Source organism: Microbacterium sp. NPDC090281 (genome assembly GCF_044769635.1).
Lineage (GTDB): Bacteria > Actinomycetota > Actinomycetes > Actinomycetales > Microbacteriaceae > Microbacterium.
The window spans coordinates 127,436-149,207 of the sequence record NZ_JBIVYH010000002.1 but is presented as its reverse complement, the minus strand read 5'-3'; the positions used below and the strand labels follow the sequence as shown (position 1 = coordinate 149,207).

Genomic DNA, 21,772 nt, shown 5'->3' with positions numbered 1-21,772 from the left:
AGGTCTCTCATCACCGGTCCCTCGATCCCGCATATGCGCGATTCCTAACGTCGATCTCGCCCCGCGATGGCCGCGGCGGAAGGAGAGAGATGTACGGAACATATCTGCGGCGCGAACTCGCCGGCCGCAAGAAGCAGACGGTGATCGTCGCGATCGGGCTGGCGATCGCGATCGCCCTCGTGATCGTCGTCAACGCCCTCACCGCAGGAGTGCGCGATGCGCAGGCGCAGGCTCTCGCCTCCGTCTACGGGGTCGGCACCGATCTCACCGTGACGGGCGCGGCCGCCGAGCCCGGCCAGGGCGAGGGGCCGCGCTTCGACTTCGACGCGGATGCGGGCGAGAGCGACGGCGAGACCACCACGCTCGCACAGTCCACACTGCGGACCGACTTCCTGCGCGGCACGCTCGACTCCTCGGTGCTCGACACCGTCGCCGCCACGGACGGCGTAGCGGCAGCATCCGGGGCATTGAGCCTCACGAATTCCACATTCTCCGGCGAGGTGCCCAGCGGCGGATTCGCGCAGCAGGACGGCGAGCAGCCGGCCGCTCCCGAGGAAGGACAGTCGCCACCGGAGGGTGGACAGGGCGGCGGAGGCTCCTTCGGAGTCGACTCCTTCTCGGTGCTCGGGATCGACCCCGCAGCAACCTCGGTCGGTCCACTCGCGTCAGCCGAGGTGACGGACGGCCGCGGGTTCGATGCTGATGACGCCGAAGCGCTCGTCGCCCTCGTCGACAGCACCTACGCCGGTACGAACGAGATCGCGGTGGGAGACACGATCGATGTCGCCGGCTCCGATGTCGAGGTCGTCGGCATCCTCGGCTCGACCTCGGACAGTGCGGACACGGCCGCGAACGTCTATCTGCCGCTGAGCACCGCGCAGACGCTCGCCGGAGTGGACGACGTCATCTCCACCGTCTACGTGCAGGCTGATTCGGCCGACTCGATCGACGCGGTGCAGTCCGCGCTGGCCGACGAGCTCCCCGACGCGACGGTGACCTCGCAGTCCGAGCTCGCCTCGACCGTCTCGGGTTCCCTCTCCAGCGCGACCACGCTGATCACGAACCTCGGCACGTGGCTCTCGATCATCGTGCTCGCCGTAGCTGTGCTGCTCTCGGTGCTGCTCACGCTGTCCGGCGTCGGGCGTCGCACGAGGGAGTTCGGAACGCTCAAGGCGATCGGCTGGTCCAATGGCCGGGTCGTGCGTCAGGTCGCCGGAGAGTCGATGGTGCAGGGACTCATCGGGGGAGCGGTCGGCCTCGGTCTCGGCATCGCCGGCATCGTGCTGATCAATGTCCTGAGGCCCACTGTCGCCGTGAGCGGCGCAGGTCAGGGCGTAGGCCCCGGCGGTATGGGCGGCGGCCCCACCGGCGGTGGCGCGATGTTCCAGAGCCAACAGGCCGCAGACATCGTCCTGCAGGCGCCGTTCACACCCTGGGTCCTGGTGACGGCCGTCGGCCTCGCGGTGCTCGGTGGTCTGGTCGCCGGTGCGTTCGGCGGCTGGCGTGCCGCGCGCCTGAGCCCGGCGGAAGCACTGCGCTCGGTCGCATGAGCGCTGCCCGCATGAGCGCTGCCCGCACGAGCAGAACCGACTGAACCCGACATTCCACGAGAAGGAGAAGCACATGACCATGGCAGATCTCGAGCAGACGGCGCCGCGGACCGAGAACGAGCAGCCGCTCTATCGTGTTGCGGGCGTCACCAGGACCTACGCCCAGAAGGGGCGCATCGTGAAGGCGCTGATGGGCGTGGACCTCGACATCATGCCCGGCGAGTTCGTCACGATCCAGGGCCCGACCGGAGGAGGGAAGTCGACCCTGCTGCAGTTGCTCGGCGCTCTCGACACCCCATCGACCGGGTCGCTCCTGCTGGACGGCAGAGAACTCGCATCGGCGTCGGCGAAGGAGCTCGGCCGCATCAGGGCGGAGGAGATCGGGTTCGTGTTCCAGGGGTTCAACTTGATCCCGACTCTCACCGCGACGCAGAACGTCGACATGGCGCTCGAGCCTCTCGGAGTCGACACGGCGGAGCGCCGTACCAGGGTCGCCGAAGCTCTCGCCCACGTCGGCCTCGACGACAGGGGCGACCATCTGCCCACCGAACTCTCCGGAGGCCAGCAGCAGCGCGTCGCGATCGCACGAGCCATCGTCAAGAAGCCTCGCGTGCTCCTCGCCGATGAGCCGACAGGCAATCTCGACGAGAGCATGCGCGACGAGATCCTGACGCTGCTCGAATCGCTGTGCGCCGAGGGGATCACGATCATCGTGGTGACGCATGACTCCGCGGTGGCGCAGCGTGCGACACGTCGACTGCGCCTCACCAAGGGCGTGGTGCAGGACATCACGAAGTAGGGGAGCACGATCATCGTCGTGTGACGCACGAAGGGCCGGGCACCTCGCGGTACCCGGCCCTTCGACGGCAAGTCGTCAGTGCGTGTCTTCGGCCTCGATCTCGGTGCGGTCGCCCGACCACAGCGTGTGGAAGGTGCCCGGCTTGTCGATGCGCTTGTAGGTGTGCGCACCGAAGAAGTCGCGCTGTCCCTGCACGAGGGCGGCGGGGAGACGGTCGGCGCGGATGCCGTCGTAGTACGACAGCGACGAAGAGAACGCCGGAGCCGGGATGCCCGCCTGTGCGGCGGTCACGACGACGCGGCGCCACGAGGCCTGGCCACGGGTGAGCGCCTCGGCGAAGTACGGGGCGGTCATCAGCACGGGCAGGTCGGGGGTCGCGGCGTAGGCGTCGGCGATGCGGTTGAGGAACTGGGCGCGGATGATGCAGCCGCCGCGCCAGATCTTCGAGATCGCACCGAGGTCGATGTTCCAGCCGTACTCGGCCGCACCCGCGCGGATCTCGTCGAAGCCCTGCGAGTAGGCGACGATCTTCGACGCGTAGAGAGCCAGGCGCACGTCCTCGATGAACTGATCGGTGTCGGAGGCCGAGACCGTGAACTCCTCGTCGGGGCCGGGAAGGGCGCCGGCGACGGCACGCTGCTCGGGGTGGGAGGAGAGCGAGCGGGCGAAGGTCGCCTCGGCGATGCCGGAGACGGGGACGCCGAGCGACAGTGCGGTCTGCACGGTCCAGGCCCCGGTGCCCTTGGCGCCCGCCTGGTCGAGGATCACGTCGACGAGCGGCTTGCCGGTCTCGGCATCCACTTGGCGGAGCACCTCGGCGGTGATCTCGATCAGGTACGACTCGAGTTCGCCCTTGTTCCACTCAGCGAAGATCTCGGCGATCTCCGCAGGCGACTTGCCGGTGCCGCGGCGGATGAGGTCGTAGGCCTCGGCGATGAGCTGCATGTCGGCGTACTCGATGCCGTTGTGCACCATCTTGACGAAGTGGCCTGCGCCGTCGTGGCCGACGTGCGTGACGCACGGCTCGCCCTCGGCGATCGCAGCGATCGAGCGCAGGATCGGTCCGAGCGTGATCCACGACTCGTCCGAGCCGCCGGGCATGATCGACGGGCCGAGCAGCGCGCCCTCTTCGCCGCCCGAGATGCCGGCGCCGACGAAGTTGATGCCGGTCTCGCGGACCGCCTTCTCGCGGCGGATGGTGTCGGGGAAGTACGCGTTGCCGCCGTCGACGATGATGTCGCCCGGCTCGAACACCTCGACCAGCGAGTTGATCACGGCGTCGGTCGGGCCGCCGGCCTTGACCATGATGATCGCGGTTCGCGGCTTCTGCAGCGAGTCGGCGAACTCCTGGTAGGTGTGGGCGGGGACGAATCCGGCCTCGGGGTGCTCGTCGAGGAGAGTCTGGGTCTTCTCGTAGCTGCGGTTGAAGATCGCCACCGTGTTTCCCTCGCGGCTGGCGAGGTTGCGGGCGAGATTCGATCCCATGACGGCGAGTCCGACGACTCCGATGTTCGCTGATGCTTCGGGCACAGAAGGCTCCTCGATCGTGAAGAAGGGGTGGTTTCAGCGTATCGCTGTACGGGAGGTCAGTGGCCACCTGTGTCACGAGAGGCGATGAAGCGTCGGGACACGGCGATGTCGCGGTCGCCGAGCCCGGCGGCGACCAGCTCGTCGAACGCCGCCCGCAGAGTGGGCAGCAGCACGGGGGACGTTCCGGTGGCGTCGGCGATGTCGGCCGCGAAGCCGAGGTCCTTCACCATGTACTGCGCGATGCCGCTGGGGGAGTCGTCGCCGGCGACGAGCTTCTCGCGGCGACTGTCGAGCAGCCGCGATCCGGCGTATCCACCCGACAGGAGCGACCACAGCGCGTCGAGGTCGAGGCCGGATCGCTCGGCGAGCACCGTGGCCTCGCCGAGCGCCATGATCGTCGCGGAGACCACGAGCTGGTTGCAGGCCTTGGCGACTTCTCCTGCCCCGAGCGGGCCGAGAAGGACGGGGGTGCCGCACGGAGCGAGTACTCCCGCCGCGACGGCAGCATCATCCGGATCGCCGCCGAGCATGATCGAGAGGGTTCCGGCGCTCGCTCCGTCTTCGCCACCCGAGACCGGGCAGTCCACGAACCTGACGCGTCCGCGCGTCTGTGCCCCCACCCGCTCCGCGAGAGTGCGGACGGCAGGTGCAGACGATGTCGAGCCGATGAGGACGAGCAGGTCGCCGGCGTCGGCGAGCAGGCCGTCGGGGCCGTCGAGCATGGCTTCGAACGGAGGGAGGTCCGGCAGCATCATCAGCAGGACGTCTACTCTGGAGGCGAGCTCGCGTGGTGTCTCCGCCCAGGAGGCCCCGGCGGCCAGCAGCTCCGGCTGCGGGCGGCGCGCGTGGATGACGAGACGGCCGTGTGCGGCGAGCAGGTGGTCGGCCATGGGGCGGCCCATCGCGCCCAGACCCACGGCGCCGACGGTGACGGATGAGTTGTCCATGCGCACACGGTAGCAATAATCCAACAGATAGAACAGTGTCCAGCGGAATGGATCTGGGCTAAGGTGAGGCATCCAAGACTTCCCGAGGAAGGGATCAGTATGACGGGGACCGAGAAGAAGCTGCGCGCCGTCGTGGCGGTACCGCTGCCGGAAGACCTGTGTCGACTGATCGAGGAGCTCGAGCCTCGGGTCGAGGTGCTCCGCGATCACTCGCTCATGCCCCCGATGCGCGGCCCCGCAGACTGGTCCGGCGACCCGGAATACGCCCGCACTCCGAGCCAGCAGCAGGCGTTCGACGATCTGGTCGACTCCGCCGACGTGCTGTTCGGGATCCCCGATGTGGATGCCGCGGCACTGGCTCGCACCGTGTCAGCGAACCCGCGTCTGCGTTGGGTCATGACGACTGCTGCGGGCGGCGGATCCTCGGTGAAGGCGGCCGGTCTCGATCGCGAAGACCTCGATCGCATCGTGTTCACCACGAGTGCCGGTGTGCACGGCGGTCCGCTCGCGGAGTTCGCGGTGTTCGGGGTCATGGCGGGCGCGAAGAACCTCCCACACCTCATCGCCGATCAGAGCACTCGCACTTGGCCTGACCGCTGGGAGATGCGTCAGCTCGATGAGATGACCGTGCTGGTCATCGGCCTCGGCGGCATCGGCGCGGAATGCGCTCGGCGCTTCCACGCGCTCGGCGCCAGGGTCTGGGGCACGACGCGCTCGGGAGAGCCGGTGGCGGGCGTCGACCGCCTGGTGCCGCTGGACGAGCTGACCGAGGCGGTGGCCCACGTCGATGCGATCGTGGTCACGCTTCCCGGCACGGCGAAGACCCACCATCTGATCGGCGCCGACGTGTTCGAGGCTGTGAAGCCCGGAGCGATCATCACCAACGTGGGTCGCGGCACCGTGATCGACGAGAGCGCCCTTCTCGGTGCGCTCGACGACGGCCGCGTGGCCTTCGCCGCCCTCGACGTGTTCGAGCAGGAGCCGCTCGACGATGCCTCGCCTCTGTGGACGCACCCGAACGTGCTCGTCAGCCCGCACACCGCGGCGCTGAGCTCTAAGGAGGAGGAGCGGATCGCCCGCCGCTTCGCCGAGAACGCGGCGCGCCTGCTCGATGGTCAGCCGCTGACCGCCGTGGTCGATACGGTCGAGTTCTACTGATCGTCGTGCAGGCAGCGGTTGCCTGCACGACTCCCCGATGGCGGAAGGCTCGGCCATGGATGACGACACCCGCGAAGGACGCGACCCTGCGCCGGCCGTGACCCGGAGCATCCGCCTGCTCGGCATCCTCGCCGAGGCGGGCGGTCCGCGCACCCTCACCGAGCTCGCGGGAGATCTGGGGCTGGCGAAGTCGTCGACCGCGAACCTGTGCCTCGCGCTCGAAGCGGGCGGCATGGTCGATCGCACCGCACAGGGCTATCGCCTCGGAGTGCGCACGGCGGAACTGGGCGGCGCGTTCGCTGCGCAGTTCAACCAGGTGCGCGAGTTCTACAGCGTCTGCGAGGCCTCGCCGCAGCTGGCTTCCGAGCTCGTCCAGGTCGCGATGCTCGACGGCTCGGATGCGCTGTACCTCGCGAGGCACGAGGGCTCGCGCTCGCTGCGGCTGGGCACCCCGTTGGGCTCGCGGCTTCCCGCGCCGCTGTCGGCGACGGGACGCGCGCTCCTTGCCGCGATGAGCGATGCGGAGGTCGTGGAGCTTCTCGGTGAGGATGCTGTCTTCCCGCAGTTGACCGAGCGCAGCGCGACCACGATGGCCGGGCTCCTCGAGGTTCTGGCCACGGCCCGTCGCCGCGGGTGGGCGCTCGATGCGGAGGAGTCCTTCCGCGGCATCGTCGGTGTCGCGGTGCCTCTGGAGGGCTGGGCTCCGACCGATCCGCCGCTCGCCCTCGGCGTCGCCATCCGTGCTGCCGAGGCCGACTACGAGCGCATCGAGCGCGTCGGCGAGGCTCTGCGTGAAGCCGCCGCCGCGCTGACGAATCCCTTCAGCTCCGCCGTTCGGCGCTGACTCCTCTCGTCCGTCCGCCCGCCGCCCCTTGCGGGGAGGGGGCGGTTTCCTGTGCGCACCCGAGACGCGTTGAAATGCGTCCAAAGGGTTGAACGCAATCCAACAGGCTGGTAAAGTCAGGGTCACGCCGCAGGCGAAGCCGATCGAAGGAGATGGCAGTGACCGACCCCCGCACCTCAGCCCGTGCAGTGTCCGATGACCCGGAATACGCGGCGAATCTGCGCCGCGCGACACTCGCGTCGAGCATCGGCAGCGCACTGGAGTACTTCGACTTCGCGCTCTACGGCCTCTCGACGGCGCTGATCTTCAACGTCCTCTTCTTCCCGCAGGACGACCCGGCGATGGCCACGGTCGCCGCATTCGCGACCTTCGGCGTCGGCTTCCTCGCGCGCCCGTTCGGCGGTCTCTTCTTCGGAGTGCTCGGCGACAAGCTCGGTCGCAAGTGGGTCCTGGTCGCGACCATCGTGCTGATGGGTGGTGCCTCGACAGCGATCGGCCTCCTGCCCACCTACGCCGCGATCGGCGTGTGGGCACCGATCCTGCTGGTGCTGATGCGTCTCCTGCAGGGCTTCGGCGCCGGTGCCGAGCAGGCGGGGGCGACGGTGCTGATGGCCGAGTATGCACCGGTCAAGCGTCGCGGCTTCTTCTCCGCTCTGCCGTTCGTCGGCATCCAGGCGGGCACGCTGCTCGCCGCCATCGTCTTCGGCCTGATCACGCTGCTCCCCGAGGACCAGCTGCTGAGCTGGGGCTGGCGCGTGCCGTTCCTCGCTTCGTTCGCACTCATCCTCCTCGCCCTGTTCATCCGGATGCGGCTGCGTGAGACGCCGACGTTCGTCGAGCTCGAGAAGCACGAGCAGGTGGCCGACCGCCCGATCAAGGAGATCTTCACGCACGGGCTGCCCGGCGTGATCGTCGGTGTGGGGCTGCGGATGGCCGAGAACGGCGGGTCGTACATGTTCCAGACGCTGGGACTGGCGTTCTTCGTCACGGTCGTCGGCGAGAACGCCGACAAGAGCCTGCTCACGTGGGGCGTCACCCTCGGGTCGCTGATCGGCGTCTTCTCGGTGCCGTTCACCGGACACCTCTCCGACCGCTTCGGACGCCGCACGGTGTACCGCTTCGGGGCGGTCTTCATGCTCGTCTACACGTTCCCCGCCTGGTGGCTGCTCTCGCTCGGCAACTACGCCATCGCCATCGGCGTGATCGCGATCGGAATCGGGGTCGCCGTGAACAGCATGCTCGGCCCGCAGTGCGCCATGCTCCCCGAGCTCTTCGGCAACCGTCACCGCTATCTCGGGGTGGCGATGGCTCGCGAGATCTCCGCTGTGCTCGCCGGTGGTCTCGCCGGTGTCCTCGGCGCATATCTGATCGCGGTGAGCGGCGGCAACTGGGTGCTCCTGGCCATCTACATGGCCGTGCTCGCCCTCATCACGGTCGCCTCGACGTTCCTGGCCCCCGAGACCCTTCGCCGTGACCTCACCCGCGTCGACGACGCGATCAAGGTCTCTCGCGCCGAGGGCGGCGACGATGTGTTCGCCACCACCGTGTCGATCAAGGCCGTCGGTCGATGACCGCGCTGCCGGCGGGGCTGGCCGCCTTCGACCTGACCGGGCGCACGGCGCTCGTGACCGGATCGAGCCAGGGCATCGGCAGGACGCTCGCGGAAGGCCTCGCCGGCGCCGGCGCGACCGTGATCGTGCACGGGCGGGATGCGGCGAAGGCGCACGCAGCGGCGACCGAGATCGCTCAGACCACCGGCGCCACCGTCCGCAGCGTCGTTTTCGACGTCACCGACTCCGCGGCGGTCGACGCCGGGATGCGCGAGGTCGAGGCTCTGGTCGGTACACCGGACATCCTCGTGAACAACGCGGGAGTCCAGCGCCGGGCGCCGATCGCGGAGTTCACCGACGAAGACTGGGATGTGCTCGTACAGACGAACCTCGCCAGCGTATTCCGGCTGTCCCGCCGGATCGCCGCAGGCATGATCACCCGGGGTTCGGGCAAGATCATCCAGATCGGCAGCGTGCAGTCGCAGCTCGCCCGTCCCTCGATCGCTGCGTACTCGGCCACCAAGGGCGCGATCATGATGTTCACGAAGGGGCTGTGCGCCGACCTCGCCCCGCACGGCATCCAGGCGAACGCGATCGCTCCCGGCTACTTCGCGACCGAGCTCACGCAGGCCCTCGTCGCCGACGAGGGGTTCTCGGCGTGGGTCCGCGGGCGCACCCCGGCCGGCCGATGGGGAGACACTCGGGATCTGGTCGGTGCGCTGCTGTTCCTCGCCAGCGGCGCGAGCGATTTCGTGAACGGGCAGACCCTGTTCGTCGACGGCGGCATGACGGCGGTCGTCTGATGCGGCTCGGGCGCATCGCTTCGGCCGACGGTCCTCGCTGGGTCCGTCAGGCAGCTGGCGGGCTGGTCCCGATCTCCGACCCCTTCGTCGCCTTCGCTCAGGGGCAGGCCCCGCACGATGTGGGGGAGGTCATCGAGGGCGCGGCCATCGCGCCGGTCGACCCCGTCGTCATCATCGGCATCGCCCAGAACGGTCCGGGGCACGCCTCGCCCGTTCAGGCCTGGCTCAAGAGCCCTCGGACCGTGATCGGCAGCGGCTCGGAGGTCCTCCTGCGTCGCGACGCCGGCGGACAGGTCGCCGAGGGGGAGATCGCGGTCGTGATCGGACGCCCCACCCACGGGCTGACGGCATCGAACGCGCACGAGTACGTGCTCGGCGTCACTGCCGTGAACGATCTCTCGAGCCCGGAGCGCGCCGAATTCGATCCGCGCAACTTCGAGTCGAAATCGGGGGAAGGCTACACTCCGCTCGGCCCCTGGATCGACACCGCGGCAGGGATCGACGAGGTGAGCCTCGAGGTGGAGGTCGATGGGCATCTCGTCGCCGAGACCGGAAGCCGTGAGCTGCCGATGCCGATCAGGGAGTGCCTGGCGTACGTCGCCGGGTGGTCCCCGCTCGGCCCAGGAGACGTCGTCATGACCGGCGCCCCGCACTCGCAGGCAGCGGTGCGACCGGGGCAGCGCGTGGCGGTCAGGGTGGCTGGAATCGAGCTGGTCACCGCTTTCGTGTGACCGAGGAAGGAGCGCGGTGAACAACCTCGCCGTGGTGGCGCATGCTGCCGAAGATCTGCGGATCGAAGACATCGGTGCCCCTGCGCCCAGAATCGACGAGGCCGTCGTGGCCATCGCCTACGGCGGCATCTGCGGGTCCGACCTGCACTACTGGCGGCACGGGGCCGTGGGCGCCTCGGTGCTGCGTGAGCCGATGATCCTCGGTCACGAGGTCTCGGGTGTCGTCGCCATCGCCGCCGCAGACGGGTCCGGCCCTGACGTCGGCACCCCCGTGGCCGTGCATCCCCTCACGGCGCACGGCGACGGTCGCACGCCGTGGCCCGAGGAGCATCCGAACCTCGCTCCCGCCTCCACCTACCTCGGTTCCGCGATGCATCTGCCCCACACCCAGGGAGCTTTCGCGCGTCGAGTCGCGCTGCCATCGCGTCTGCTGCATCCGCTTCCCGCCGGACTCGACTTGAAGACCGCGGCGCTCGCCGAGCCGGCAGCCGTCGCGTGGCATGGTCTGCAGCGTGCCGGCGACGTGAAGGGACGAAGCGTCGTCGTCATCGGTGCAGGTCCCATCGGCCAGCTCGTCGCTGCCGTTGCGCAACGCGGCGGCGCGTCTTCCGTGACCGTCACCGATCTGCAGCAGCGGCCGCGCGACATCGCCGCCGCACGCGGTATCCGAGTGATCGATGCACGGGCTGAGGCGGAGATCTCCGACCTGCACGCCGATGTCGTCATCGAATCGAGTGGGACAGTGCCCGGCCTCGTGGCAGCGATCTCGGCGGCGGTGCGAGGCGGCACGGTCGTACTGCTCGGGCTCCAGCGCGGGGGAGAGGTGCCCGCTCCCATGGCCACCGCCATCACCCGCGAGCTCACGCTGCGGGGGTCGTTCCGCTTCGGCGCGGAGTTCGACGACGCGATCGCCGCCCTCGCCGATGGCAGCCTCGACGTCAGAGGTATCATCAGCCAGGTGCTGCCGGTGGATGATGCGCTCGAGGCCTTCGCCCTGGCCGCCGACCCTGCGAGTTCCTGCAAGGTGCTCATCGACTTCGGCCTGGAGGAGTGAGTGTGCGCATCGTCGTGATGGGCCCGAGCGGCTCAGGCAAGTCGACGGTGGGCGCGTTCCTCGCCGAGACCCTCGGCGCCCGATTCGTCGACGGCGATGATCTGCATCCTGCCGCGAACGTGCGCAAGATGGCGGCCGGCATCCCCTTGGACGACACGGATCGGCAGCCCTGGCTGCGTCTCGTCGGGAAGACGTTGCAGGAGGAGGAGCAGATCGTCATCGCATGCTCGGCGCTCCGGCGCAGCTATCGCGACCTCATCAGGACCGAGGCGCCCGAGACGTTCTTCGCAGAGCTCGCGATCGGACGGGCGGTGCTCGAGGAACGGATGCGGGTGCGCGCCGATCACTTCATGCCCGCTGCACTCCTGGACTCCCAGTTGCAGACACTCGAGTCGCTCGAAGCCGACGAATACGGGATCCGCGTCGACGAGTCGGCGGATGTGCAGACGGCCTCAGCCGTCATCGTCACGGCGGCGCGACTACCGCGCTGAGTCGTGGAAGGCGGACGTCAGTCCTTGCGGTAGCCCGAGCGGCCCATGGAGAAGAGAGCGCCGAGGCTGCCGACGACGGCGCACACCGACATGGCACCGATCAGCCAGAGGAGTGCGTGCGAGAGGAAGGCGCCGTCGAGCATGGGGTTCTCCGTGTTCTGCAGAAAAGGACCGGTGTCCTCAGCTTACCGGGTCATCCGGTACCATTGAGGCTGTACCTCGGCGAGGGATGCTTCTGCGCGTGCGCGAACATCCGTAATCGACGCGGCGAAGCAAGCCCGGTGGCTTTCCTCACGCGTCAGCGAGTTCGAAAATTCCAAGACCACCGCGCGGCCCATTCGCTGCGTGCCCCGAAGGAGAACCCCATGTCTGAAGACACCAAGGTCCAGGCCGAGCTCCGCGAGAGCTTCGGCAAGGGCTTCGCCCGCCGCCTCCGCGCTGCCGGCAAGATCCCCGCCGTCATCTACGGCCACGGCACCGAGCCGGTGCACGTCGCGCTGCCGGGCCACCAGGTCTCGCTCATCATCCGTCGCGCCAACGCGCTGCTGGAGCTCGACATCGAGGGCAAGGGCCAGCTCGCCCTCGTCAAGGACGTCCAGCGTGACCCGGTGCACCAGATCATCGAGCACATCGACCTGCTCGTGGTGAAGAAGGGTGAGAAGGTCGCCATCGACGTCCCGATCATCGTCACCGGCGAGTCCGCCTCCGGCACCATCGTGAACCTCGACGCGACCACGCTGTCGATCGAGGCCGAGGCCACGCACATCCCGCAGAACATCGAGGTCTCGGTCGAGGGACTCGAAGAGGGCGCGCACATCACCGCCGCCGACGTCGTGCTCCCCAAGGGCTCCACGCTGCTCTCCGACCCCGAGGTGCTCGTCGTCGCGGTGTCCGTCCCGGCAGCACCCACCGAGGATGACGCTGAGGCCGCGACCGAGGCAGTCGAAGAGGCCGCCGCGGAGTGATCTCCGACTGATTCATCACAGAGGGGACGCGATCCGATCGCGTCCCCTCTGTCGTATCCTGACCGAGTCCCTGCGCCCGGGCAGTGAGAGGACGACGACATGGCATCGACTTGGCTCGTGGTGGGGCTCGGTAACCCCGGCCCGCGGTACGAGGCGACGCGGCACAACATCGGCCAGATGGTGGTCGACGAGATCGCGACGCGGCGGGGCGAGGCGTTCCGTGAGCACAAGGGTGGTGCGCGCGTGGTCGAGACCTGGCTGCGCCCCGGCGCGGACAAACTGGTGCTGGCCAAGCCGAACACGTTCATGAACGTCTCGGGCACGCCGGTAGCAGCGCTCGCACGGTTCTATTCGGTGCCCGCCGAGCAAGTCGTCGTCGTGCACGACGAGCTCGACATCCCGTTCGACACGGTCAAGCTCAAGACAGGCGGCGGACACGGCGGACACAATGGCGTTCGCGATGTCGCGCGCGCCCTGGGCACGGCCGACTTCCCGCGTGTGCGGGTGGGCATCGGGCGTCCCATCGGGCGTCAGGATCCCGCGGACTGGGTGCTCGCGCCGTTCGGCAAAGATGAGCGGCCGAATCTGCCGATCCTCATCGCTGATGCCGCCGACGCGGTCGAACTTCTCGTCGGCGAAGGTCTGCTCGCAGCTCAACAGAAGCATCACGCGCCGCGTTGATGCGGGCGCGGGCGCTCTGACTGATCGCCTCGATCAGGCGGTGTAGCCTGCGAAACCGGCGGCGCTCCCCGCGCCCAGGGCGATGACGAGGACCACGAAGAAGATCATCACGGCGAGCACGGCCACCACGAGGGCGGCGATACCGGCGCCGCGACCCTGCTTCTTACGGATCGCGATGATACCGATCACGATCGCGGCGATGCCGAGGATCGTCCCCGTCCAGAAGGAGAGCTCCGCCCACAGCACCTGATCGCGTGCGGGGGAGAGGATGCTGAGATCGCTGGTGCTGGTCGTGGCCCCCTGCGGGAGGAGACGCCCGATCGCGAAGGCGCTGATCCCCGCGATGATCGGGGTCACGACTGCGGCGATGAGCGCGAGGATCAACGCGAGTGTTCCCAGGAAGCCGGATCGCGGTGTCGTGGTGTCGGGAACCGCATAGGCGCCGGTGGGTGCGGCGTAGCCGCCGACGGGAACCTGGTAGGCCCCGGGAGGCGCTGCCTGATACCCGGAGGCGGGAGCCGCTGTCGGATACCCCGGTGCTGTCGGATACCCCGGTGCTGTCGGATATGCCGGTGCCACCGGATACGCAGGCGCTGCTGGGTGGATGGGTGCTGCGGGAAGCGTCTGGCCTGTCGGGGGGACTGGTGCGACCGACGGTGCCGGGAAGGTCGGTGGAGCCGGGGATGTCTGCGGCGCAGGGAATGCCGGGGGAGGCGGAACAGCGCCGGACGGTGTCGCGGGCGCTGACGGCGCCGATGTCGCGGGTGGCACCGGTGCTTCGGGTGTCACGTCGCCGGACGGGGGAGGCAGCTGCGGATCAGTCACGACCCCCATCCTAAGGCGAGGCTCAGACGCGGCGGAGCAGGCCCACGCGGTCGTACACGTCCGACAGGGTCGCGTCGGCGACGGCGTCGGCGCGACCGGCGTTCTCGGCCAGGATGCGGTCGAGTTCGGCGGGATCGTCGAGCAGCTCGAGCGCACGCGTCCGCACCGGCTCGAACTCGTCCACGACGACCTCGGCGAGACCCTTCTTGAAGTCGCCGTATCCTCGACCCGCGTACTCGTCCTCGATCGAGGCGACCTGCCGCCCGGTGAGCGCTGCGTAGATCGTGAGCAGGTTCGAGACGCCGGGCTTGGTCTCCCGGTCGAAGCGCACCGAGCCCTCGTTGTCGGTGACCGCCCGCATGACCTTCTTCGCGGACTTCGCCGGATCGTCGAGCATCCACAGCACGCCGGCGTCGCTCTCTGACGACTTCGACATCTTGGCGGTCGGGTTCTGCAGGTCGTAGATGCGAGCGGTCGCCTTCTGGATGACCGGCATCGGCACGGTGAAGGTCTCGCCGAAACGCGAGTTGAAGCGCTCGGCGAGATCTCGTGTGAGCTCGACGTGCTGCTTCTGGTCGTCGCCCACCGGCACGACGTCGGTCTGATAGAGCAGGATGTCGGCGGCCATGAGCACCGGGTAGGTGAACAGTCCGACGCTCGTCGCATCGGCCCCGTAACGGGTCGACTTGTCCTTGAACTGCGTCATCCGGCTGGCCTCGCCGAAGCCGGTGATGGTGCTGAGGATCCAGGCGAGCTCGGCGTGTGCGCGCACGTGCGACTGCACGTACAGCGTCGACAGCGAGGGCTCGATGCCGGCGGCGATGTACTGCGCTGCCGTGCGGCGCGTCTTCTCGCGAAGCTCTGCCGGGTCCTGGGAGACCGTGATGGCGTGCAGGTCGACGACCGAGAAGTAGGCATCGTAGGAGCTCTGCAGATCCCGCCACTGGAGCAGCGCGCCGATGTAGTTGCCGATCTGGAGGGAGTCGGCGGATGGCTGCATTCCGGAGTAAAGGCGAGGTTTCGTCACGGGATCAATCCTATGGGGTGAGTGCCCTGCCCCTACGATGGGCGCATGGCCTCCCCTTCCCCTCGCTCACGGACGCGAGGGGATCGGGCCCTCTACGTCGAGATCCTCATCAGGGCGCCCCTCGACGAGGTGTGGCGGCTCACCCAGGACCCGGCTTCGCACGCGCGCTGGGATGCGCGCTTCAGCGACATCGTGCCGCAGCGCACCAGAGCAGACGGCGCGCAGGATTTCCGCTACGAGCTCGATCTGGTGGTGCACACCATCCGCGGAACCGGTGTCTCGCTCGCCACGAAGGAGAGCAGCACGGGGGAGCGCACCTCTGCGCTGCTCTTCGACACGGACGACGCGTTCTCGCCGCTGGGCACAGGGCGCGGCTATTGGCGCTACGTGCCGACGTCCGACGGCGTACGGTTCCTCACCGGTTACGACTACACCCCAGGATGGGGATGGCTCGGGCGGCTGGTCGATCCGGTGATCACCCGACGCTTCATCTGGTGGCTCACGGCGCGAAGCTTCGACCGTCTGCGGTTGTGGGCCGAGGAGGGGATCGTGCCGGAGGACACCAGCGGTTGGCGGTCGTTGCGCCGAGGATACCGGCCTCGCGCCAGGAACTGCCTCTCCCGGCCGCTCGGGCGCACGGGCCGCACGATCATGGAGGACGCACCGGAATCGCTCGAAGGGATCGCATGACGACGGGAAACGGCATCTTCGAGCGTGCGCTCGGAGACGACTTCGCACGGCTCCATCCGCAACTGCAGCGCCGCTTCGGGGTCGGCGTGGACGCCGGGTACGGGTGCATCGGACGCGGGGTGATGACGCAGGTGCGCCGGGGGCCGTGGTGGACTCTGCCGTTCCTGCTGATCGGGACGTTTCGCAACATCCTGTTCCCCGAGCGCGGGCGGGATGTGCCGTTCCGGATCGACAACCACGCCTACGTCGACGACTTCGGTCGCGAGACCGTGACGTTCGTGCGGACGATGGACGTGCGCCCCGGCCGCCGCCGACGTTTCGACGCGACGATGATCTACAGCGATGCACGCCGGCGGGTTGTCGACTACCTGGGCACCCACCAGCACCTCGCCGTCGACCTCGACCTCGCCGTCACCGACGACGGGGGACTCCTGCTCACCTCCGGCGCTCAGCGCTTCTACGAGGGTCGGATCGCCTTCCGTTTCCCGATGGTGTTCAGCGGACGCGCGCGGCTCATCGAGCGCTACGACGACGAGCAGGAGCGGTATCTGATCGACCTCGAGATCCACAACGACATCTTCGGGTTCCTGTTCGGCTATCGGGGCGCGTTCACGTGCGAGTTCGTCGACGGGCCGGCACCGGAAACCGTGAAGCCGTATCGCGAGGAGATCCGGGAGTGACCGTCCGCGGAGCGGCCTTCCTCGAGGCGCTGGGGGAGGAAGCGGCGAGGCTTCACCCCGAGATCCTCGCCCAGATGCGCGTCGAGGCGGAGCGCGACAGCGCAGACGGCGTGTTCGCGGTCGCGGGCAGCAGGTTCGGGCGCCTCGCAGGGCTCGCGTCCCCGGTGGTCGGCCCAGGGCTGCTCGTGACCGGGTTCGCACGGGACGTGCCGTTCCGGATCGAGACCATGTCCGGCAGATCACGGTCGGGACGGGCGACACTCGCCACCGTTCGCGAGTTCCGCTTCCCGGGCGGACCCCAGCACGTCACCGATCGACTCTTCGCGACCGGGCGTCCCGGCATCGTCCAGAACTCACTGGGTGCCCGTGGCCGGGTGCAGATGCTCGAGGAGTGCACGGTGACCGACGAGGGTGCGATGCGGATGCGCACCCTCGCCGTCGCGCTGCGTGTGGGCCGGCGGCGGATCGCACTTCGCGGCATCCTTCGCATCGACGTCGAGCTCGTCGACGGCTGGGATGAGGCCCGTCATCGACGCACCATCGAGATGCGCGCGACGAGCCCCGTTCTCGGAAAGGTCCTGGAGTATCGCGGGTGGTACCGCTATGCGGACGGCCCCGACTCAGGCGTAACTGCCGCTGACGCGGGTGACGCCAACTCTGATCAGTACCAGTAGTCGACTCAGTACCGGTAGTCGACGACCACGGGGGCGTGGTCGCTCCAGCGCTGGTCGTAGGCCGCCGCGCGGGCGACGTGATAGGTCTCGACGCGCTCGGCGAGCGCCGGGGTCGCGAGGTGGTAGTCGATGCGCCATCCGGAGTCGTTGTCGAATGCCTGACCCCGCATGGACCACCAGGTGTACGGGCCATCGATCTCGCCGTGGAACTTCCGGCCCACATCGATCCAACCGAGGCCGGTGCCCACGGTGCCGTCGACACCGGAGACCTCTGCCCCCTCTTCGCCGAGGAACCGATCGAAGTAGGCACGCTCGCGGGGGAGGAAGCCGGCCTTCTTGCGGTTGCCTCGCCAGTTCTTGATGTCGAGCTCGCGGTGTCCGACGTTGAGGTCGCCGGTCACGAGCGCGAGTGCGCCATCGGCACGGAGTTCTCCCAATCTCGTGCCGAACGCGTCGAGGAACTTCCACTTCTCGTCCTGCTTCGGGGTGTCGGCCTCGCCCGAGTGCACGTACGCACTCACGACGGTGAGCGGGCGGTCGCCGATCAGGTAGTCGGCCTCGATCCAACGACCCTTGGAATCGAAGTCCTCTGGGCCGAAGTCGGTGCGCGAAGCCAGCGCCGGCGTGCGGCTCGCGATGGCGACTCCGGCACGGCCTTTCGCTGTGGCCTCGTCGTGCACGAACGACCAGCCGGGCAGCGCGGCCTCGAGGTGCTCGTCCTGCCCGCGGACCTCCTGGAGGGTGAGGATGTCGACGCCGGCGTCATCCAGCCAGGAACTCATCCCGTTGCGAGCCGCCGCTCGGATTCCGTTGACATTGACCGTGGCGATACGCAGATGGGGCATGCCCACAAGCCTAACGAGCGCCGCCGACATCCCGTCCCGGTCGGTGCAGTTCCGTGAGCAGACGCTGTGCGAGCGGTGTGCTCGTATCGGCAGGCGGGGGAGGCGATGCCTCGAGGCCGGCGAGCTCCTCCTCCGCGTCTCGCACGGCGCGTCCTGCAGCCCACGCGCGGTACCAGGGCGCGCTCTCGCGCGCGGCATGGGCCTCGCGCACACGGATGCGTGCCGCGGTCAGCAGGGTCTGATACTCGGCGATCCGGCGCTCGGCCTCAGTCTGCTGAAGCAGGGGGAGATCGCGGTCCTTCGCCGCGACGGCGATCCACGACGAGGCCACCAGCATCACGATGCCGTTGAGGCGGAACCAGAGCAGCAGACCGATGAAGATCGCGAAGGTGGCGAGCAGTGGGTTGGAGGGGGTGTAGCTCAGCAGGAATCCTGCGCCGAACTGCAGGATGGTCATCGCGCCACCACCGAGGAGGGCCCCGGGCCAGATGGTGCGCCACCGCAGCGACGTTCCCGTGAGGAACCGGACCATGGCGGCGAGGGCCGCCGACATGATCGCGAACGAGACCAGGACGGTGCCGATCTGGATGCTGATGTTCACTCCGCTGGAATCGGACTCCCAGCCGAGCAGACTGAGAACCCAACTCAGCACCCCGGCGCTCGCGGAGCTGAGGATCGAGCCCACGATGAGGGAGACGCCGAAGATCAATGCTGCGAGCAGATCGCGGGCCTTCAGGATCACGTAGCTGCGGCGGTCGGGCGGCAGGCCGAAGATGTCCCTGACCGCACGGCGCGAGAACGTGACCCAGCCGATCGCGGTCCAGATCACGGTGCCGAGGGCGATCAGGCCGGTGACGCTCAGAACCCCGGTGGTGCTCGCGGCGATCTCCTGTACCTGCTCAGGCGTGACGACTCCGCCGCTCTCCTGGATCAGATTGGGGATGTAGCTGTTGATGACCGCAATCAGGCCGTTCACGGCTTCTTCGCTGCCGCCGAGCCAGAGGCCCGCGATGGCGAAGGCGAGGTAGATCGCAGCGAAGATGGCGAAGAGTGCCTGATAGCTCACCCCTGCAGCGAGGAGGAAGCCGTTGTGCTGCAGGAAGTGACGCCAGACGCGGACGGGGAACAGTCCGAGCGTGCGTTGCGTCAGCGCCGTCGCACGTTCGACGGCCGCATCGAGGCGACCGGACTCGGTCGCGGAGCCATCGGGATCAGCCACGTCCCCACCCTATCCAAGCGATGGAGCGGGCGAGAGCAGGCACACATACGAGAACAGGCGGTCCCGGAAGGGAACCGCCTGTTCTCATACGAATGCCTGAACTGGGCGTCAGGGACGGCCGCGCAGGATCGCCTGCTTGACCTCGGCGATCGCCTTGGTCACCTCGATGCCGCGAGGGCAGGCCTCGGAGCAGTTGAAGGTGGTGCGGCAGCGCCACACGCCTTCCTTGTCGTTGAGGATGTCGAGGCGGACAGCCGCGTTGTCGTCGCGCGAGTCGAAGATGAAGCGGTGCGCGTTGACGATCGCCGCCGGGCCGAAGTACTGGCCGTCGGTCCAGAACACGGGGCACGACGAGGTGCACGCGGCGCAGAGGATGCACTTGGTGGTGTCGTCGAAGATCTCGCGGTCGGCGATGGTCTGGACGCGCTCCTTGCCCTTCTCCGGTACGGAGCTGGCGACGAGGAAAGGCTGCACCTCGCGGTAGGAGGCGAAGAACGGCTCCATGTCGACGACGAGGTCCTTCTCGAGCGGCAGACCCTTGATCGCCTCGACGTAGATCGGCTTCGAGATGTCGAGGTCCTTGATCAGCGTCTTGCAGGCGAGGCGGTTGCGGCCGTTGATGCGCATGGCGTCGGAGCCGCAGATGCCGTGCGCACAGGAGCGGCGGAAGGTCAGCGAGCCGTCGACCTCCCACTTGATCTTGTGCAGGGCGTCGAGCACACGGTCGGTGGAGTAGAGCTCCACGTCGTAGTCGACCCAGTGCGGCTCGGAGTCGACCTCCGGGTTGAACCGGCGGATGTTGAAGGTGACGATGAAGGACTGGATCGCGGTCTCTTCGGTCGTGTCGGCAGGTGACTCTGCGATGGCGGTGGACATGCTCAGTACTTCCTCTCCATCGGCGGGTAGTTCAACTCGCCCTGCTCGTTCTTCGTGAACACCACCGGCTTCCAACCGAGCTTGATGTGGTCGCCCGGGTCGGAGGAGTGGGCGTCACCGGTCAGGTAGGCCATGGTGTGCTGCATGTAGTTCTCGTCGTCGCGCTTGGGGAAGTCGTCGCGCATGTGGCCACCGCGGCTCTCCTCGCGGTTCTGCGCGGCGTAGACGACGACCTCGGCGATGTCGAGCAGGAAGCCCAACTCCACGGCCTCGAGCAGGTCGGTGTTGAAGCGCTGACCCTTGTCGTCGACGTGGATGTTCTTGTAGCGCTCGCGCAGTTCGGCGATGACACCGAGAACGTGCTGGAGGGAGTCGTGCGTGCGGAAGACCTGCGCGCCCTTGTCCATCTCGTCCTGCAGCGTCTTGCGCAGCACGGCGATGCGCTCGGTGCCCTGGTTGTTGCGCAGGCCCTCGAGCATGTCGGACACGAATGCGGCCGGGTTCTCGGGAAGCGGGACGAACTCGGCGGTCTTGACGTACTCCACGGCGTTGCGGCCACTGCGCTTGCCGAACACGTTGATGTCGAGCAGCGAGTTCGTGCCGAGGCGGTTGGCGCCGTGCACCGAGACGCACGCGCACTCGCCGGCGGCGTAGAGGCCGGGGACGATCGTGTCGTTGTCTGCGAGCACCTCGCCGTTGTTGTTGGTCGGGATGCCGCCCATCGCGTAGTGGGCGGTCGGCATCACCGGGACGGGCTCGACGACCGGGTCGACGCCCAGATACGTGCGTGCGAACTCGGTGATGTCCGGGAGCTTGGTCTCGAGGACCTCTGCGCCCAGGTGCGTGCAGTCCAGCAGCACGTAGTCCTTGTGCGGGCCCGCACCTCGGCCTTCGGCGACCTCTTGCACCATGCAGCGCGCGACGATGTCACGAGGGGCGAGGTCCTTGATGGTGGGGGCGTAGCGCTCCATGAAGCGCTCACCGGAGGCGTTGCGCAGGATCGCGCCCTCGCCTCGCGCTCCCTCGGTGAGGAGGATGCCGAGGCCGGCGAGGCCGGTCGGGTGGAACTGGAAGAACTCCAGGTCCTCGAGGGGGAGGCCCTTGCGCCAGACGATGCCGACGCCGTCACCCGTGAGGGTGTGCGCGTTCGAGGTGGTCTTGAAGATCTTGCCGAAGCCGCCGGTCGCGAAGATCACGGCCTTGGCCTGGAACACGTGCAGTTCGCCGGTCGACAGGTCGTAGGCGACGACGCCGGACACTTGTGTCTTGCCGTCGGCATCCTTCACCGTCAGCAGGTCGAGCACGTAGAACTCGTTGAAGAAGTTGATGCCGAGCTTGACGCAGTTCTGGAACAGCGTCTGCAGGATCATGTGGCCGGTGCGGTCGGCGGCGTAGCAGGCGCGACGGACCGGGGTCTTGCCGTGCTCTGCCGTGTGCCCGCCGAAGCGACGCTGGTCGATCTTCCCCTCGGGCGTGCGGTTGAAGGGGAGGCCCATGTTCTCGAGGTCGATGACCGCTTCGATGGCCTCCTTCGCGAGGATCTCGGCCGCGTCCTGGTCGACGAGGTAGTCGCCGCCCTTGACGGTGTCGAAGGTGTGCCACTCCCAGCTGTCTTCCTCGACGTTGGCAAGCGCCGCCGCCATGCCGCCCTGGGCAGCACCCGTGTGGGAGCGCGTGGGGTACAGCTTGGAGATCACGGCGGTCTTCGCGCCGGGGCCGGCTTCGATCGCGGCGCGCATGCCGGCACCGCCGGCACCCACGATCACGATGTCGAACTGGTGGTAGTGCACGCCGTCACGGACGACGGAATCCTGCGTCTCGGTAGTCACTTCT

23 protein-coding genes are annotated in these 21,772 nt (G+C 68.3%); 14 read left to right on the top strand and 9 right to left on the bottom strand.

Annotated features, from left to right (window positions below; genetic code table 11):
- Window positions 1-89 precede the first annotated feature (89 nt).
- Window positions 90-1,550: an ABC transporter permease gene (locus ACIQTX_RS14945; RefSeq protein WP_402973433.1), complete on the top strand. Its 1,461-nt coding sequence runs from the start codon at window positions 90-92 to the stop codon at window positions 1,548-1,550.
- Between the two features lie 73 nt (window positions 1,551-1,623).
- Window positions 1,624-2,349, top strand: coding sequence for an ABC transporter ATP-binding protein (locus ACIQTX_RS14940; RefSeq protein ID WP_402973430.1), 726 nt, complete (start codon window positions 1,624-1,626; stop codon window positions 2,347-2,349).
- A 75-nt stretch (window positions 2,350-2,424) separates the two neighbouring features.
- On the opposite strand, the gene gndA is transcribed toward ACIQTX_RS14940, so the two are convergent.
- Together gndA and ACIQTX_RS14930 are read right to left on the bottom strand one after the other, a co-directional pair.
- Window positions 2,425-3,879, bottom strand: coding sequence for an NADP-dependent phosphogluconate dehydrogenase (gene gndA, locus ACIQTX_RS14935; protein ID WP_028503482.1), 1,455 nt, complete (start codon window positions 3,877-3,879; stop codon window positions 2,425-2,427).
- Between the two features lie 56 nt (window positions 3,880-3,935).
- Window positions 3,936-4,826 (bottom strand): NAD(P)-dependent oxidoreductase, encoded by an 891-nt coding sequence (locus tag ACIQTX_RS14930; protein WP_402973428.1) that lies wholly within the window; start codon window positions 4,824-4,826, stop codon window positions 3,936-3,938.
- Window positions 4,827-4,925: 99 nt separating this feature from the next.
- Between ACIQTX_RS14930 and ACIQTX_RS14925 the strand changes: the two genes are divergently transcribed.
- The 7 genes from ACIQTX_RS14925 (at window position 4,926) to ACIQTX_RS14895 (ending at window position 11,457) form a co-directional block, all read left to right on the top strand.
- Window positions 4,926-5,984, top strand: a complete 1,059-nt coding sequence (locus ACIQTX_RS14925; RefSeq protein ID WP_402973425.1) for a D-2-hydroxyacid dehydrogenase — start codon at window positions 4,926-4,928, stop codon at window positions 5,982-5,984.
- Between the two features lie 55 nt (window positions 5,985-6,039).
- On the top strand, window positions 6,040-6,828 hold the full coding sequence (locus ACIQTX_RS14920) for an IclR family transcriptional regulator (RefSeq protein ID WP_402973422.1): 789 nt from the start codon (window positions 6,040-6,042) through the stop codon (window positions 6,826-6,828).
- A 152-nt stretch (window positions 6,829-6,980) separates the two neighbouring features.
- Window positions 6,981-8,399, top strand: a complete 1,419-nt coding sequence (locus ACIQTX_RS14915; protein ID WP_402973419.1) for an MFS transporter — start codon at window positions 6,981-6,983, stop codon at window positions 8,397-8,399.
- Window positions 8,396-9,181, top strand: coding sequence for an SDR family oxidoreductase (locus tag ACIQTX_RS14910; RefSeq protein WP_402973416.1), 786 nt, complete (start codon window positions 8,396-8,398; stop codon window positions 9,179-9,181). The genes ACIQTX_RS14915 and ACIQTX_RS14910 overlap by 4 nt, the downstream gene beginning before the upstream one ends.
- Entirely contained in the window at window positions 9,181-9,912 is a 732-nt protein-coding gene (locus tag ACIQTX_RS14905; protein WP_402973413.1) for a fumarylacetoacetate hydrolase family protein, read from the top strand. The genes ACIQTX_RS14910 and ACIQTX_RS14905 overlap by 1 nt, the downstream gene beginning before the upstream one ends.
- Before the next feature lie 16 nt (window positions 9,913-9,928).
- Window positions 9,929-10,966: a zinc-binding dehydrogenase gene (locus tag ACIQTX_RS14900; protein WP_402973410.1), complete on the top strand. Its 1,038-nt coding sequence runs from the start codon at window positions 9,929-9,931 to the stop codon at window positions 10,964-10,966.
- Entirely contained in the window at window positions 10,963-11,457 is a 495-nt protein-coding gene (locus tag ACIQTX_RS14895) for a gluconokinase (RefSeq protein ID WP_402973407.1), read from the top strand. Before ACIQTX_RS14900 ends, ACIQTX_RS14895 begins: the two co-directional genes overlap by 4 nt.
- A 17-nt stretch (window positions 11,458-11,474) precedes the next feature.
- Here the strand turns inward: ACIQTX_RS14895 and ACIQTX_RS14890 are convergent, their stop codons facing one another.
- Window positions 11,475-11,600 (bottom strand): hypothetical protein, encoded by a 126-nt coding sequence (locus ACIQTX_RS14890; protein WP_258131316.1) that lies wholly within the window; start codon window positions 11,598-11,600, stop codon window positions 11,475-11,477.
- Window positions 11,601-11,822: 222 nt separating this feature from the next.
- Here ACIQTX_RS14890 and ACIQTX_RS14885 point away from each other — a divergent pair, with 222 nt between their 5' ends.
- Both ACIQTX_RS14885 and pth read left to right on the top strand, forming a co-directional pair.
- A complete protein-coding gene (locus tag ACIQTX_RS14885; protein WP_028503491.1) occupies window positions 11,823-12,422 on the top strand; it encodes a 50S ribosomal protein L25/general stress protein Ctc in 600 nt (199 codons plus the stop codon).
- 99 nt (window positions 12,423-12,521) lie between these two features.
- Window positions 12,522-13,103, top strand: a complete 582-nt coding sequence (gene pth / locus ACIQTX_RS14880; RefSeq protein ID WP_402973403.1) for an aminoacyl-tRNA hydrolase — start codon at window positions 12,522-12,524, stop codon at window positions 13,101-13,103.
- Window positions 13,104-13,136: 33 nt separating this feature from the next.
- On the opposite strand, the gene ACIQTX_RS14875 is transcribed toward pth, so the two are convergent.
- Complete coding sequence (locus ACIQTX_RS14875; RefSeq protein WP_402973400.1) at window positions 13,137-13,682, bottom strand: hypothetical protein; 546 nt, start codon at window positions 13,680-13,682, stop codon at window positions 13,137-13,139.
- 268 nt (window positions 13,683-13,950) lie between these two features.
- Window positions 13,951-14,955, bottom strand: coding sequence for a tryptophan--tRNA ligase (gene trpS, locus ACIQTX_RS14870; protein WP_402973397.1), 1,005 nt, complete (start codon window positions 14,953-14,955; stop codon window positions 13,951-13,953).
- Between the two features lie 45 nt (window positions 14,956-15,000).
- On the opposite strand from trpS, the gene ACIQTX_RS14865 reads away from it, so the two are divergent.
- From ACIQTX_RS14865 to ACIQTX_RS14855, 3 genes are read left to right on the top strand one after another with little or no spacing between them, the layout of a single operon-like run.
- The gene (locus ACIQTX_RS14865) at window positions 15,001-15,645 is read left to right on the top strand and encodes an SRPBCC family protein (RefSeq protein ID WP_402973394.1); all 645 of its coding nucleotides are present in this window, start codon (window positions 15,001-15,003) and stop codon (window positions 15,643-15,645) included.
- Window positions 15,642-16,325 carry a DUF4166 domain-containing protein gene (locus ACIQTX_RS14860; RefSeq protein WP_402973391.1) on the top strand — a complete coding sequence of 228 codons (684 nt, stop codon included), beginning with the start codon at window positions 15,642-15,644 and terminating at the stop codon, window positions 16,323-16,325. The genes ACIQTX_RS14865 and ACIQTX_RS14860 overlap by 4 nt, the downstream gene beginning before the upstream one ends.
- The gene (locus tag ACIQTX_RS14855; protein WP_402973388.1) at window positions 16,322-16,999 is read left to right on the top strand and encodes a DUF4166 domain-containing protein; all 678 of its coding nucleotides are present in this window, start codon (window positions 16,322-16,324) and stop codon (window positions 16,997-16,999) included. The genes ACIQTX_RS14860 and ACIQTX_RS14855 overlap by 4 nt, the downstream gene beginning before the upstream one ends.
- A gap of 5 nt (window positions 17,000-17,004) precedes the next feature.
- Here ACIQTX_RS14855 and ACIQTX_RS14850 read toward each other — a convergent pair whose 3' ends face one another.
- From ACIQTX_RS14850 to sdhA, 4 genes are all read right to left on the bottom strand, one after another.
- Window positions 17,005-17,844, bottom strand: coding sequence for an exodeoxyribonuclease III (locus ACIQTX_RS14850; RefSeq protein ID WP_402973385.1), 840 nt, complete (start codon window positions 17,842-17,844; stop codon window positions 17,005-17,007).
- Between the two features lie 10 nt (window positions 17,845-17,854).
- Entirely contained in the window at window positions 17,855-19,063 is a 1,209-nt protein-coding gene (locus ACIQTX_RS14845; protein WP_402973382.1) for a YhjD/YihY/BrkB family envelope integrity protein, read from the bottom strand.
- A 108-nt stretch (window positions 19,064-19,171) separates the two neighbouring features.
- A complete protein-coding gene (locus ACIQTX_RS14840; protein WP_028503498.1) occupies window positions 19,172-19,939 on the bottom strand; it encodes a succinate dehydrogenase iron-sulfur subunit in 768 nt (255 codons plus the stop codon).
- A gap of 2 nt (window positions 19,940-19,941) precedes the next feature.
- Entirely contained in the window at window positions 19,942-21,768 is a 1,827-nt protein-coding gene (sdhA, locus tag ACIQTX_RS14835) for a succinate dehydrogenase flavoprotein subunit (protein WP_028503499.1), read from the bottom strand.
- Between the last annotated feature and the right edge of the window lie 4 nt (window positions 21,769-21,772).